The organism is Bartonella sp. B30(2025), from assembly GCF_053793825.1.
Map to the genome: position 1 here is coordinate 20,132 of NZ_CP200034.1, position 15,192 is coordinate 35,323.

The 15,192-nt window shown below is 36.5% G+C and carries 12 protein-coding genes; 8 read left to right on the top strand and 4 right to left on the bottom strand.

The annotated features are described in order from the left end of the window. Positions 1 to 175 precede the first annotated feature (175 nt). Positions 176 to 1,150, top strand: a complete 975-nt coding sequence (locus tag V4P55_RS00105) for a KpsF/GutQ family sugar-phosphate isomerase (protein WP_455474375.1) — start codon at positions 176 to 178, stop codon at positions 1,148 to 1,150. A gap of 229 nt (positions 1,151 to 1,379) precedes the next feature. On the opposite strand, the gene V4P55_RS00110 is transcribed toward V4P55_RS00105, so the two are convergent. Further along, on the bottom strand, positions 1,380 to 1,739 hold the full coding sequence (locus V4P55_RS00110; protein WP_455474376.1) for a hypothetical protein: 360 nt from the start codon (positions 1,737 to 1,739) through the stop codon (positions 1,380 to 1,382). A 256-nt stretch (positions 1,740 to 1,995) separates the two neighbouring features. Between V4P55_RS00110 and V4P55_RS00115 the strand changes: the two genes are divergently transcribed. The 3 genes from V4P55_RS00115 to guaB all read left to right on the top strand — a co-directional run bounded on the left by V4P55_RS00115 (position 1,996) and on the right by guaB (position 7,053). Continuing rightward, positions 1,996 to 3,381 (top strand): sigma-54-dependent transcriptional regulator, encoded by a 1,386-nt coding sequence (locus V4P55_RS00115; protein ID WP_455474377.1) that lies wholly within the window; start codon positions 1,996 to 1,998, stop codon positions 3,379 to 3,381. A gap of 508 nt (positions 3,382 to 3,889) precedes the next feature. Beyond that, positions 3,890 to 5,407 (top strand): phospholipase D-like domain-containing protein, encoded by a 1,518-nt coding sequence (locus tag V4P55_RS00120; protein ID WP_455475080.1) that lies wholly within the window; start codon positions 3,890 to 3,892, stop codon positions 5,405 to 5,407. Positions 5,408 to 5,553: 146 nt separating this feature from the next. After that, positions 5,554 to 7,053 (top strand): IMP dehydrogenase, encoded by a 1,500-nt coding sequence (guaB, locus tag V4P55_RS00125; RefSeq protein WP_455474378.1) that lies wholly within the window; start codon positions 5,554 to 5,556, stop codon positions 7,051 to 7,053. A gap of 157 nt (positions 7,054 to 7,210) precedes the next feature. On the opposite strand, the gene V4P55_RS00130 is transcribed toward guaB, so the two are convergent. Then, complete coding sequence (locus V4P55_RS00130) at positions 7,211 to 7,348, bottom strand: hypothetical protein (RefSeq protein ID WP_455474379.1); 138 nt, start codon at positions 7,346 to 7,348, stop codon at positions 7,211 to 7,213. 475 nt (positions 7,349 to 7,823) lie between these two features. Here V4P55_RS00130 and V4P55_RS00135 point away from each other — a divergent pair, with 475 nt between their 5' ends. The 4 genes from V4P55_RS00135 (at position 7,824) to V4P55_RS00150 (ending at position 13,184) form a co-directional block, all read left to right on the top strand. Further along, entirely contained in the window at positions 7,824 to 9,110 is a 1,287-nt protein-coding gene (locus V4P55_RS00135; protein WP_455474380.1) for an RsmB/NOP family class I SAM-dependent RNA methyltransferase, read from the top strand. Between the two features lie 131 nt (positions 9,111 to 9,241). Beyond that, a complete protein-coding gene (gene guaA / locus V4P55_RS00140) occupies positions 9,242 to 10,798 on the top strand; it encodes a glutamine-hydrolyzing GMP synthase (protein WP_455474381.1) in 1,557 nt (518 codons plus the stop codon). 609 nt (positions 10,799 to 11,407) lie between these two features. After that, complete coding sequence (locus tag V4P55_RS00145) at positions 11,408 to 12,229, top strand: abortive infection family protein (RefSeq protein ID WP_455474382.1); 822 nt, start codon at positions 11,408 to 11,410, stop codon at positions 12,227 to 12,229. A 226-nt stretch (positions 12,230 to 12,455) separates the two neighbouring features. Further along, positions 12,456 to 13,184 carry a glycerophosphodiester phosphodiesterase gene (locus V4P55_RS00150; RefSeq protein WP_455475081.1) on the top strand — a complete coding sequence of 243 codons (729 nt, stop codon included), beginning with the start codon at positions 12,456 to 12,458 and terminating at the stop codon, positions 13,182 to 13,184. Positions 13,185 to 13,293: 109 nt separating this feature from the next. On the opposite strand, the gene V4P55_RS00155 is transcribed toward V4P55_RS00150, so the two are convergent. Together V4P55_RS00155 and ugpE are read right to left on the bottom strand one after the other, a co-directional pair. Beyond that, on the bottom strand, positions 13,294 to 14,331 hold the full coding sequence (locus V4P55_RS00155) for a sn-glycerol-3-phosphate import ATP-binding protein UgpC (protein WP_455474383.1): 1,038 nt from the start codon (positions 14,329 to 14,331) through the stop codon (positions 13,294 to 13,296). A gap of 2 nt (positions 14,332 to 14,333) precedes the next feature. Beyond that, positions 14,334 to 15,185: a sn-glycerol-3-phosphate ABC transporter permease UgpE gene (gene ugpE / locus V4P55_RS00160; RefSeq protein WP_455474384.1), complete on the bottom strand. Its 852-nt coding sequence runs from the start codon at positions 15,183 to 15,185 to the stop codon at positions 14,334 to 14,336. Positions 15,186 to 15,192 lie beyond the last annotated feature (7 nt).

The following is a 15,192-nucleotide window of genomic DNA, read 5'->3' on the forward strand; positions in this document are numbered from 1 at the left end:
TTTAAAATCTGGTTTTATTGAAACAAATATTGCATTTTTTTAGTACGCGCAGATATGTGTGGATAAGTCTCTGTGTTATTAAAGAGTTCGCTTAAAATTATTAAAATTGAAAAATGATATAGACCTCTAATGTAATTTCATTTACAGATCTGATTATGGAGGGAAGTCTTCTCATATGTTAGTTTCACGTAACACTATTGTATCTGCACTTAAGACCATTACAAGCGAAAAACAGGGACTTGAGGCTCTTGAATCAGCTCTTCTTGGAGATCTTTCTTCCTCTTTTGAAGCCGCTGTTCAAACTATCAAGAATGCCAAGGGGCGTGTAGTGATTACAGGGCTTGGGAAAAGCGGTCATATAGGAACAAAGATTGCTGCGACTTTAGCTTCAACAGGAACGCCAGCTTTTTTTGTTCATGCTGCAGAAGCTAATCATGGTGATCTTGGTATGATTGGCGCTGATGATGTCATTCTTGCTTTGTCATGGTCAGGTGAAACTCTAGAATTAAATGGCATTATGAATCATGCTGCACGGTTTCGCACTCCACTCATTGCAATAACATCGGGTGAGCATTCTGCATTAGGGAGACAAGCTGATATTTTACTATTGTTGCCAAAGATAGAAGAAGCGTGTCCTCATGGGCTTGCTCCTACAACTTCAGCAATTATGCAGTTGGCAATGGGAGATGCATTAGCTGTTGCTCTTTTAGAAATGCGCGGTTTTACTGCAAAAGATTTTAAAATTTATCATCCTGGTGGTTCTCTTGGTGCTAATCTAAAATATGTGCGTGATATTATGCACAAAGGTGATAGTATTCCTTTGGTCATGCAAGGAACAGCCATGGTGGAGGCTATGAATGTTTTGGTGAAAAAACATTTCGGTTGTGTTGGTGTTGTAAATCAGAAAGATGAATTGATTGGAATTATGACAGATGGCGACCTCGCGCGTAACATGCACGTTAACTTATCGAAGTTTAGCGTTGATGAAGTGATGACAAAAAATCCTAAAATTGTTGGCCCAGATACACCGGTTGGTGCTGCAACAGCCTTTATTAATGATCACCATATCGGAGCTTTTTTTGTGGTTGAAAACAAAAAGCCTATAGGAATTGTACATTTTCACGATCTTTTGCGTATTGGCGCTGTCTGAGCCTATAATCTTTAAAAATAAAATTCTTCTATGAAGTGCATTTATTAAATTAAAATGCTTAATAGGAGAGATAGTTGTTCTATATCTATTTATGATACAGTGTATTCTTTTAACAGATAATCATGCTGGTATTGGATATCTGAAAAGAAAATTTGCTCATAGGAAGTAAGCATACTTCCTATTATAGAAAAAATTTGATCTCTCTTTTTTATGACATTTGGATTTGTATTTAAAATTTTCGTTTAAGAGAAAAAGGTAGCCCTGTATACGATGAACATAAAAGTTCCATCTTGTTATGTGATATCACACAATTTACTTTAGATATAGTTCCGCGAAGAATTGAATGTATCTCAATTTCTACATGTTGAGCAGTGAGATATTTATAGGTACCTTCTGATAATTTTTCTTGTGTATCTGCCGCTCTTGTTTCAAAGGAACCATTGTAAAAAGAAGAAATGATACCGTTTTCATCAACCCATTTACCATCAATTCTATTCAGTGTATTTTGTCTGTGATATTGCGAAAAGCCGCATGCTACTAAAGTCAGAGAAGTAATGATAAGACATAAAATAGGGCAGATGTTCTTCATTTTTTTCACTCTAATTTCCGTTATTCTATTTTTAAAATTATAACATCATTAAATGATTCTATTAGTCAATATGAGAATTTTGATGAAAATCAATGAAAAAGCAAAAAAAATGGAAAAAAATGCCTTAATGTTGTATTTAATTAACATGCTTGATGGAACTCGTATGTGAAGCACGAGAGGTGAGATATATTTCTTATGGTTTACAACAATTCTTACATTAAGCGGCTTAATAATCTCAGAGGAGATTATTAAAGTTATGGTTGGTCCAATTTTAGTTGCAAGCGAAGATTGCGGAAAACGCAGAGAGATTTCTACTATACTCAGAGGTTTTGGTTATCGGGTTATTGAAGCAGAAAATGGTTTGCGTACAGTTGATCTTTTGCATAGGCGTAAAAATATTGCGCTCTTACTCCTTGATATCATTATGAGTGATTTGAGTGTGAGTGATTTGATTAAAATGATTAGAGCTGCTGGTGTTGTTGTTCCTATCATTGTAATAGCACCACAAGATGATCAAGAATTACTGCGTAAAGCTTTAACTGCTGGAGCTATTGATTATTGGATTTACCCAGTTACACCGCTGCGGTTGAGAGTTACTTTGGATATCCTTGCGCTTGTTTCTGCATTGGAACGTGAAATTCATTATATGAGGCAGAATATTCGACAGAAGAATGAGAATCACTTGCGATTTGCTGACCTATGCGTCAAAAGTAATGTGATGCAGAATGTGCTAGAACAATCAAAGGAAGCTGCAATTTCCTTACAGAATCTTTTGATAGAAGGAGAAGTGGGAACTGGTCGCGAAACGTTAGCGCGTATTATTCATAGTCAAGGTTTTCCTTCGGGAAGTGATTTTATTCGCTTCCAATGTTCAGCGATTATAGATCCAGAGGAAGAAAAACGCCAATGGTTTCATGAGTTTTTACCACTGGTTTCTTCTCTTAAGAGGGGAACATTTTGTCTTTGTGATGTTGATAGGCTTGAGCCTATACAGCAAAAGCGTTTTGTGCATTATCTTAGAGAAAGAGAAAAGACTGCAAGGGAAAAAGCATATACTTTCCGGATCATCGCTCTTTCGACGTCGCGACTTACTGATTTGGTTCAGGAAGATTTATTTTCTCAAACCTTGTTTGAACAGCTTGCTCAATTATCTATCAGTCTTCCTGCTTTACGAGAATTAAGGGACGATTTTCCAGAGCTTATGCAACGTTTAATTGATAAAATTATTACAGAAACAGGGCGATCTCATGTGCATGGTTTGGCAGGATCAGCTCTTTCACTGCTTATGCAATATGATTGGCCCGGTAATTGGGATGAAGTTGAAAATTATTTATTTCGTGCTGTTTTGCTTAGCGATGGACCATTGTTAACCGTTAAAGATTTTCCACAGTTATTAGGAAATCCATCGACGATTGTTCCAAATATCATTGAAAGTGATGCTCAAGAAAATTATGTGAAAGAATCAATACAATTTCTTGATTCTGATGGACATGTTCGTACTTTTGCTGATATGGAACGTGATATTATTGAAAAAGCAGTTCAGCATTATAAAGGACGTATGAGTGAAATTGCTCGCCGCCTTCGTATCGGGCGTTCTACACTTTATCGTAAAATAGATGAATTAAAAGTGACAAATAGCTAAGATTGAAAGTAAAATTTTAATCGAATCTTTCTTCATTGATGAGAGGGGAAGTTTTCAGAAATTGTTAATCGTTTTTGATCAAAGAAGCAGCAGAATTTAGATCTTTAAATTAGTATAGCTTATTGTAAATTTTAGCTATTTAGAGGGGAAATTATAAAATTAATGCATGTATTTTATAGAATTATTACGAACACTGATTTGTTTTAAGTTTTCATGGTTTAGTTTAAGTCGTACCTAATGTTATGGCTGCAGTTGTTACGCTTTTTAATATAGGAGCAAATGAATATAGGGGTAAAGTGTTATAATTACTGATATTACATTTATGCCGTGTGTTCTATACCTTCTTAAGCAAGGGGATGTTTTTTGATTGCATGCTTTAAAGTAAGATTATTGATCTTAGTGTATGGTTCGTGTCTATAATGATGCGATGGTTTAAAAATAGAAAGTATTCTTCTTGTTTCTGTTACAGATTATTGTGCATTTGATCCTATTTTTTTTTGTTGCCTCTATGTTGGCGATTTATACATACGGACGTTTTATGAAAAATGCTCGAGGAGAGAGCTCTTATGCATTTGCTGTAAAAAAAGACGAAACAAAGCTTGATCGTATAGTGTCTCAATTAGCGGAAAAAGCAGACGGACTAGGAGTTGATAAAGATGCTCTTTCACTCATCATCAATAATTTGGATGCATTTTGTGCTCGTGCGATAGGAGTTGCAGAAGCAGGACGCAGCCTCGATTTGATGTATTATATTTGGGATGATGATTTAACGGGTCGCTTGTTATTAAGTGAAGTCATTGAAGCTGCTGATCGTGGTGTTCGGGTACGCCTTCTTTTAGATGACATTAATGCTCAGTCTCATGATCCAGCTTATATTGCGTTGGATAAGCATCCTAATATTGAGATTAGGATGTTTAATCCTGGGCGAGCACGTAAAGGTGGGTTACGCCGTGGTTTAGAAATCATATTGAGAGCAATCAGTCTGACACGCAGAATGCATAATAAAGCGTTTATTGTGGATGGTAGAGTCGCTTTTGTAGGTGGACGCAATCTTGCAGATTCTTATTTTGACGCAGGTAAAAAATCGCGTTTTCGAGATTTAGATTTGATGTTGATCGGTCCATCGGTTAAAAAAGTTGAAGCTATCTTTGATGAGTTTTGGAATAGTACTGTAGTTCTACCAATTCATACTTTAGTTGTTTCCGAAAATACCAGCAGTCTGGATTATTGGAAAGAAAAATTACGACAATTTCGTAATTCCAAACTTGCTAAAATTTATTTAGATTATGTTAAAAAGCAGATTAATTTTGAGCATTTTATTCATGTAGGGAAGCAATTATTTTTAGCAGATAAAGTTTTTGTTCTTTCTGACCCCCCAGAAAAAGCGTTACGAAAAAAAACAGAAAATTGGCTTATGAAAGCACTTGCACAGGTTATTGGAAGTGCCAAAAAGACAGTTCAGATTACATCACCTTATTTTATTCCTGGCAAGGTTGGTACACGAAATTTGAATGAATTGGCTTCAAAAGGTGTTGATATTAAAATTTTGACTAATTCTTTAGCAGCTACTGATGTAGCACTTGTGCATGGTGGCTATATGCAGTATCGTAAAGCACTCTTAAAAAATGGTGTTAAGCTTTACGAGTTAAAACCAGATGACGGCACCCACGGGTTACGCTTATTTAAGTCAATTAAAGCAAGCTTACATACTAAAGCTTTTCTAGTCGATCGTAAAACTGCCTTTATTGGATCTTTTAATTTTGATCCGCGATCAGCTACGTTGAATACAGAAATGGGTATTCTTTTTGAATGTGCACCAATTGCGGCGAGGTTAGATTTGCTTTTTTCTGAGGAGATAACCGGTGCAATGAGTTATCATCTTCATCTTGGTGATAATGATCGCATTTACTGGAATTTTATTGAAAATGAAAAACAACATACTATTGATTATGAACCAGAAAGCAATTTTTGGCGCCGTGTATTTGCTAAAATAATAAGTTTGTTACCTATTGAATCGCAATTATAGATTTTGCAAATGACATATTGAAAATTATTTTATTTTTCTTTTCATTTTTATTGTAGCGTGGCATAATTCGTTGCCAATTCACAAGTTATGAAAACTACAGTCTTATAGAGTTATCTGTGGTGAGCTATTATTAGAGGAATTTGGCTATGGCAAAGATTGTTGAAACGAAGACTGGTGCGTTGGCATTGACTTTTGATGATGTACTGTTACAGCCGGGTCATTCTCTTGTTATGCCAAGCCAAGTTGATCTTAAAACACGTATTGCAGCGGATATTGAGTTAAATTTACCGTTGCTTTCAGCTGCAATGGATACTGTGACGGAATCGCGTTTGGCAATCGCTATGGCTCAAGCTGGTGGTCTTGGTGTTATTCATCGTAATATGTCTCCTGCAGAGCAGGCTGAGGAAGTGCGCCAAGTGAAAAAATTTGAAGCTGGTATGGTTGTTAATCCAGTGACAATTGGACCAGATGCAACTCTTGAAAAAGCAAAAGCTTTAATGCACTCTTATGGTATTTCGGGTATTCCAGTTGTTGAAAATGATGATGGAAATGGGACTGCTGGGCGACTTGTTGGTATTTTAACAAATAGAGATGTGCGTTTTGCATCAGATCCACAACAAAAGATTTATGAATTAATGACGCATAAAAATTTGATCACAGTGCGTGAAAATGTTCAGCTAAATGAAGCAAAATACCTTTTACATCATCACCGTATTGAAAAATTATTGGTGGTGGATGAACAGGGGCGTTGTGTTGGCTTGGTGACAGTCAAAGATATTGAGAAAGCACAATTAAATCCAAATGCTGCTAAAGATGCTCAAGGACGCTTGCGTGTTGCGGCAGCAAGTAGTGTAGGGGATGATGGGATTGAGCGTGCTGAACGATTGGTGGATGCTGGTGTTGATGTATTGGTGATTGATACAGCTCATGGGCATTCTCAACGCGTCCTAGAAACAGTTGAACGTATTAAAAAAATGATGTTTTCTACAGTTGTTATTGCTGGAAATGTTGCAACTCCACAAGCAACAAAAGCTTTGATTGATAGTGGTGCAGATGCAGTAAAAGTTGGTATTGGTCCAGGTTCTATTTGTACAACACGAATTGTTGCAGGTGTGGGTGTGCCTCAACTTGCAGCGATCATGGATGCTGCAGAAGTTGCTGATAAAGCAGGTATTCCTATAATTGCTGATGGTGGGATCAAAGCTTCTGGTGATTTTGCTAAAGCTTTAGCAGGTGGAGCATCTGCTGCTATGATTGGTTCTCTTTTAGCGGGTACAGAAGAGAGCCCTGGCGAAGTTTATCTTTATCAAGGACGATCTTTTAAAGCGTATCGTGGAATGGGATCGGTTGGTGCTATGGCAAGAGGATCGGCAGATCGTTATTTTCAGGATGAGGTTCGTGATGAACTTAAATTAGTTCCTGAGGGTGTTGAGGGGCAAGTCGCTTATAAGGGGTCTATCGCGTCGGTTTTACATCAGCTAGCTGGTGGATTACGTGCTTCTATGGGGTATGTTGGAGCACAAAATTTAGCAGAATTTCGTGAAAAAGCGACATTTGTTCGCATTACCAATGCTGGACTCCATGAAAGTCATACTCATGATGTGGCTATCACACGGGAGAGTCCTAATTATCGTAGACCCATTTAATGTATGGGATTTTATAATTATAAAATAGCATAAAGAATATTTAAAGATGTAGGGAAGTTATTATTTTCTGTTTATGGTTTTAACTCTCACAAGTTTATAAAGAAAAAATTGGAGGCGAGTGCTCCAATTTTTTATAGATTATATGAAATTGAAGGAGTTAATTTTTTTCGTTTTTGTGTTCCATTTTTGATGCATGTTGGCGATTCTGAGCTTGATGATTTTGGGCAGATTTATTTCTGTTGTTTGAAGGCATTGTTTTAGATGAAGATGTTTTTCCATTATTCTGAGTGTTCATTATTTTCTCCTTTTAAATTATTTAGCATGATAGTACAGTGAAAACGGTTGTATGAAAGAGTGGTTCCAATTTATTCTTAAAATTCTTTCCCGTTCTATTGGAAATAAAGTGAAGTTGCAGAGCTTGAGAAGAAGTATTTTTTCACTTTTTAGGATAATGGCATATAAATATATTAGATATTTTATATGGAGCGCTGTTATATGAAGCTATACAAGTAATAAGAGGGGGGATAACTTTTATATGATTTATGATTGTAAGAAAAACTTTACAGAATAAAACAAGATTCCATCCATTTTAGAACGATAAAAAGTGTGATAAGGCGATATGTTGGAGAAATGATTTGGATATATAAAACAGCATGATCAAAATTATTCAATCTTTAATATGAATTTTTAATGGTTTTAAGAAGTCGTTATTGGCGATAAGAAAGGTAATTTTTTTACTTAAACTGTTTTAAATTTAATGGGAGAAATGAATGCGGTTAGGTGGACGCTTGCAGGCAGCGATAGATGTTTTAAAAGAGATAGAAATTCGGCATCGCCCTGTTAGTGAAGCTTTAAAAGACTGGGGACTTTCTCATCGCTTTGCTGGAGCTGGTGATCGTGCAGTCATTGGTACAATTGTTTATGATGTTTTGAGACGACGCTACTCTTTGCAATGGCGTATGAATAGTGATGATATTAGAGATATTGTTTTTGCCACCTTGTTAGATACTGGAAAAATGACGATTGAACAAGTTGATACAGAGTTAAAGGATGATCGATTTGCTCCAAAGTTATTAGGAGAGGAGCAGCGTCAATCTTGGAAAAAGCAACAATTAACTGATGCACCAGAATATATTCGCGGCGATATTCCTCAGTGGTGTAAAGCCCATCTGTTTCCTTTATTTTCAGACAATTGGGTAAGAGAAGCTGCTGCGTTAGCAACACGTCCTCCTTTTGATTTACGTGTAAATAGTTTAAAAGCAACACCAGAAAAGGTGATGAAGGAATTAGCAAAAATTAAAGTGCAAGCTTTGTCATGGTTTAAACAGGCTTTAAGGATTGCACCAATTGAAACATTTGGTCGCCATCCCAATGTTCAAATTGAACCTGCTTTTCAAAAGGGGCACTTTGAAGTACAGGACTTGGGATCTCAGATCGTTTCTCATCTTATTGAAGCAAAAGCAGGTATGCAGGTGCTAGATTATTGCGCTGGTGCTGGTGGAAAAACGCTAGCTTTAGCTGCCAATATGAATAATCGCGGACAAATTTATGCTTATGATTTAGATAAGGCCCGTTTAGCTCCTATGTTTGATCGCCTTAGAAGAGCTGGTGTGCGTAATGTACAGTCACGGGGGCATGTAGAAGAGTTAAAGTCATTAATAGGTCAGATGGATATTGTTTTACTAGATGCTCCATGTAGTGGCACAGGAACATGGCGCCGTCGTCCAGATGCAAAATGGCGATTAACACCAGAGCAAGTGAAAAAACGCCAGACAGAACAAAATACTATCTTAAATTCAGTATTAGATTATCTGAAGCCAAGTGGACGGTTAGTTTATATAACATGTTCTCTTTTTGTTGATGAAAATGAAGGGCAAATTTCTCGTTTTCTTCAGCAGCATTCCAATTTTCATCCCGTAAATATGCAGGCATTGTGGCAAAAACATTTTAATTTTTCGACGGTGCAACCAATATTTTCAAAGTATGGACTGACTTTATCGCCGGCAGCAACAAAAACAGATGGCTTTTTTTTATCTATTTTGCAACAGGAACATTAAGCTATCCTTCTATGCTATTTATTACTAACTTTTAAAAATAATATTTTTCATGCAAAGTAGCTTGTGAAAAAAGAAAGATTGAATAATAAATCTCATTTACCAACTTTTTGTAATTATTTGATTGGGCTTTTATGAATACATCGCACGCAGGTATTGTTCTTATTATTGATTTTGGTTCACAAGTTACTCAACTGATTGCGCGACGGGTACGGGCAATGGGTGTTTATTCTGAAATTGTTCCGTTTCAATCGGCATCGGAATGGGTCAAGAAAGCAAGGCCTGATGCTGTTATTTTATCGGGGAGCCCTTATTCAACTCTCGATGACGGCTCACCACGTGCTCCGATAGAAATTTTTGAATCTGGTATTCCGGTTCTTGGTATCTGTTATGGTGAACAAGTAATTTGTTCTCAGCTTGGAGGAAAAGTTGAAGCTGGACATGAGCGTGAATTTGGACGTGCTTTTTTAGAGGTGAAAGAAGAGAGTGCACTTTTTGATGGTGTTTGGAAAAAAGGCTCTTCCTATCAAGTATGGATGAGCCATGGTGATCGTGTCACGGCTTTGCCGAAAGGTTTTCGTGTTATTGGAACATCAAAGGGTGCTCCTTATGCTGCTATTGCGGATGAAGAACGTCGTTTTTATGCAGTGCAGTTTCATCCTGAAGTGGTACATACACCAGATGGTGTAAAACTGCTGGAAAATTTTGTTTATAAAATCTCTGGTCTTAAAAGTGGCTGGTCAATGGCGTCTTATCGTGATCGTGCGATTGCGGAGATACGCAAAACAGTTGGAAAAAGCCGTGTGATTTGTGGTCTTTCCGGTGGAGTTGATTCAACGGTTGTGGCTGTTCTCCTTCATGAAGCAATAGGAGATCAATTAACGTGTATTTTGGTAGATCATGGATTGATGCGTAAAAATGAAGCTGAGGAAGTTCTTACATTATTCCGAGATCATTATAATATAAAGCTTATGCATGTACATGTTGCCAACATGTTTATCAATGCTCTAGAAGGTGAAATAGATCCAGAGAAAAAACGCAAAACAATAGGTCGCCTTTTCATTGAAGTTTTTGAAGAAGAAACAAAAAAGATAGGAGGGGCGGAATTTTTAGCGCAGGGAACACTCTATCCTGATGTTATTGAGAGTGTTTCGGCTATTGGAGAAGCCGTAACAATCAAAAGTCATCATAATGTGGGTGGATTGCCAGAGCGAATGAATATGAAATTGGTAGAGCCTTTACGTGAGCTTTTTAAAGATGAAGTGCGTGTTTTAGGACGAGAATTAGGATTACCTGAACAGTTTATTGGCCGTCATCCTTTTCCAGGTCCCGGTCTTGCAATTCGGTGTCCAGGCGCGGTAACACGTGAAAAATTAGAAATTTTACGTGAAGCAGATGCCATTTATCTTGATGAAATCCGAAAAGCTGGTCTTTATGATGAAATTTGGCAAGCTTTTGCTGTTCTTCTTCCTGTTAAGACTGTTGGTGTTATGGGGGATGGACGCACTTATGAATTTGTTTGTGCTCTTCGCGCTGTAACGTCTGTAGATGGTATGACTGCTGATTTTTATCCATATAACATGGAGTTTTTGGGTAAGGTAGCAGCGCGTATTATTAATGAAGTTAAAGGTGTTAATCGTGTGGTGTACGATATAACTTCTAAGCCACCAGGAACTATTGAGTGGGAATGATCATACGTTAATACTAGTTGCATGAGTATGATAAAGCTTATGGAAGAGTTATAATAGCGCATATGTAATTTAAAATCGATATTGTGCGATCAATCGTATGACTTATGGCTGTCAAATCTGATATTTTTTCGAAATCTTGAAAAAGACGTTCATATTCTCTTTGAGAAGTGGATACTTAGTCTTCAATTACAAGATATATTGTATCATATTCAATAACTAGAATCTGTAGACTTTAAAAGCAGTTATTTTATTTATTATTATCATCTGCTTTTTTATAGTGGTCTTTATTCATAAAAATCTAAAAAAGACTTTGTGCTTTCAAGCTAAGGAGTATTCCTTTGCAGTTTTTGGGTTCTTGGCTCAATAGGTACATTTTGATTCATAAGTTATGAATTAGCTGAGGATTATTATTGAACAAGACTTATAAATCTGCAATAGGATCTATGTTTAATTTTTTCAATCTATTTAAAAAGAAACTCTGCTGTAATGGGTAATAGCGGATGAATATCGCTTAATTTAATCAATTACAAACAGAGAGATTAAAAGCAGTAAGAAGTTCGTTTTAGTTATATCGTTGAAAAAGTAAAATTGGTTTGAAGAGTATAGTTAATGGCGAATTTAAAGGCAGCAGATAAGCGTAAACTTGAAAAGCTATTGAGAATGGAGAGTGGATACGTGTTAGACTTTTCTAATCGTACCTTTGCCGATTTTTTTTCAGATTATAAAATAAATATCGAGGAGGAGAAGTATTGCAAGAATGGCCTTTCAAAGGCTAATCGGATGCGTACTTTTTGGGATATTTCCTCTAATAACTTAGTAGGGCAGGTCATTAATGGACTGATTGATTATGTTATGGAAGAAAACTGTGAGGATAATAATTCTAAATTGCTTGACGATTGCCAGAAGATTGCAAAGCAACTTCTCAGTCCTCAGCAAGTTGTTGAGGTAGACGCATTAACTGTCATTGCGGATAAATGTAAAGGACGTGATTTTGAACTGTTGGTTGAGAACATCCGTGAGTCCATTGGAAAAGATAAGCCTGAAGCTATTTTAGATCATTTACATACTCTCGTTCACAAATTTATGCGAGTAATTTGTGAACCTTATGGTATTGTGATTGATCGTAATAAGCCATTGCATAGCATTTTGGGAGAATACATCAAGAAATTATGTGAAGGTAATTATCTTGAGTCTGAAATGGCTAAGCGTATATTAAAGTGTAATATTTCTGTGTTGGAAGCTTTTAATAAAGTACGTAATGATAAAAGTTTTGCACACGATAATAAGTTATTAAATTACGAGGAGAGTTTGCTTATCTGCAATCATGTGGCTGCTTTTGTTCGTTTTATTAACAGTGTGGAAAAAATTATACAAACCGATACTATGAAACGGAAGCAGGAAGAGATCTTGATTGATGAACTTCCATTTTAAATTAAAAAATCATTTTTGGTGTTGTTTTAAATGATTTTACAATGACAAAGAAGTTTTAGTTTATTGTTATTAATGAGTGGGAATAATGAAAATTAAATACAGACTGTTTAAGAATGTTGCGTTATTTAAAATCTAATATTATTAGGAAGCCAGCCGACCTAAATAGTTTTTTAATCTATTATATGCTGGTCAATAGAGCTTGGAATTTAGCAGTATGAAGTTTTCTATGCCTGAACAAAAAATTGTTGCACACCGTGGTGGAGCAAGTCTTTATCCTGAAAATACACTTTCAGCATTTCGTCATGCAATTGCGTTGGGAGTAGATGAGGTTGAATGCGATGTTCATCTTCTAAAAAGTGGTCAAGTGGTTGTCTTTCATGATTTTCATTTAGAGCAATTGGTTGGACGAAAGGGCTATATCCATGATATTGATGATGAAACGCGCAAGAAACTCTGCATAAAAGGAAGCAATGAAGCGCCTCCTTTATTAGAAGAGTTGCTCGATCTTTTAGCACCGACCAATGTGGCATTGCATCTTGAAATCAAAACATGCGGTGAAGTTGAGCGCGAATATACTTTATCTAAGAAAGCTCTTGCGTTGATAAAAAGTCGAAATTTAGAAAAACGGGTTTCTGCAATTAGTTTTGATCCTGCTAGTCTTCGTCCTTTCATTGAAGCAGGAATATCATCTGGTCCATGTATTGATAACTTTGAAGGTGACATGTGTCGCTATTTTTCTGAATGGAAACAATTAGGGTATCGTGATCTAAGTTTATATGGTTCCATTACGTCACGAGACTTTGTCGAATCTGCAGTCGATGCGGGTTTTACTGTAGGAGTATGGACAATCAACGGCAAAGCTCGGTTGTCGCATTGGCTTGATATGCCAGTACATTATATTACTACAGACCAACCTGATCTTGCTTTACAATTACGTTCACAACAACAAAAATGATTTTACATTATTGCACGAAATAGAACTGTCTAGCTTTTTAGGGAAATAGAGTCGCAAAATTTTTTTGATTTGCACAATTTCTATTTGGCTTGCGTTTTATCTATGATGATTATGTGCGTTTTCCTGTACTTTTATTGAAAGTGTGAAAACTTTGCGGAACAACGGTAAAGCTTAATCTTTGTCCATAGCTGTCTGTAAGACGCTCTTTTGTTTCTATAGTAAAAATAGAATCATTCCAACGTGTTACAATGTGACATCCTGTTCCGATAGGCTTTATAAGTTCAATTTGTGTATGAAAAACAAATCCTTTATCTGGATATTCACCTAATAAAGCTGTTTCTGGTCTAAATGCTAAAAGATCAGTTTCTTTACTACAAGTAAATGAATGACCTAAATATTGTTCCAAGACTTGACGATCAAGAAAATTCATGGGGGGTGAACCAATAAATTCAGCAACAAAAACTGTTGCTGGGTGATCATAAATTTCCATAGGGGTGCCGATTTGTTCTATATACCCTTTGTTAAGAACAACAATTCTATCAGCTAATGTCATCGCTTCTAGCTGATCATGAGTGACATAGAGACTGGTTGTTCCTAGAGAACGTTGTAGCGCTTTAATTTCGATACACATCTGCGCACGCAGTTTCGCATCAAGGTTCGAAAGCGGTTCATCAAAAAGAAAAACACGTGGTTGGCGTACAATCACACGTCCCATTGCAACGCGTTGACGTTGCCCTCCGGATAATTGCCGTGGTTTACGATCTAAAAATGGCTCTATTTGCAAAAGCTTTGCAGCATGTGCAACGCGTTTTTTAATTTCCTCTTTGGGAGTTTTACGATTTTTAAGACCATATTCTAAATTTTTACGAACTGTCATATGTGGATAAAGCGCATAATTCTGAAAAACCATAGCAATATCACGATCAGCTGGTTCACAGTTATTGATACACTTATCATCAATATAGAGTTCACCTGATGTAACTTGTTCGAGTCCAGCGATAATACGCAATAAAGTTGATTTTCCACATCCTGAAGGACCAACAAGAACGAGAAGCTCACGATCAGCGACAGTCAAATTTAAATCATTAATGACCAAAATGCCATTGTCATATTGCTTTCTTATATTAGATAATTGAATTATGGCCACGATTATTTCTCCGTTTCAATGAGGCCTTTAACAAAAAGACGCTGCATAAAAATAACAATTAGAACGGGGGGTACCATGGCGACAACAGAAATCGCCATAAGGATGTTCCATTGAGGATCATGCTGGAGCGATTCAACTATAAGCTGTTTCAGAATCACGAGAACAGTTTGATGTTCCTGGTCTGTTGTAACAATAAGAGGCCAGAGATATTGTACCCATCCATAAATAAACATAATAATGAATAAAGCAGCAATATTACTTTTGCTTAAAGGTAGAAGAATATCTTTAAAAAACTTAAATGGCCCTGCACCATCAACGCGTGCAGCTTCCAAAAGCTCATCGGGGACAGTCAAAAAAAACTGACGAAATAAAAATGTAGCTGTTGCTGATGCAATCAGTGGAATAATCATTCCACTATAGGTATTTATCATGCCAAGTTTTGCGACAACAATATATGTTGGAATGATACGGACTTCGACAGGAAGCATCAATGTGACAAAAATAAGGGCGAAAGCAGTTTTTCGAAAAGGAAAGCGCATATAAACAATTGCATAAGCAGAAAAGAGCGAAATAATAATTTTTCCAAAACTAATACCAAGTGCCATAATGAATGAATTAATTAAAAGTGGTCCAAGTCGTGGAAGACCAAGCTGCACAAGTTTATCACTAAAGATTGTTGTATAATTTTCTAACGCGTATTTCCCTGGAAGGAGAGGAAGTGTTCCTGCGTTAAATGAAGCGGAACTGTGTGTTGAGGCAATGATAGCGACATAAACTGGAAAACAAATAACAACGATACCGCAAATTAAAATAAGATGGGTCATAAATCTTAAAATAGGACGATTTTCAACCATGATTCTC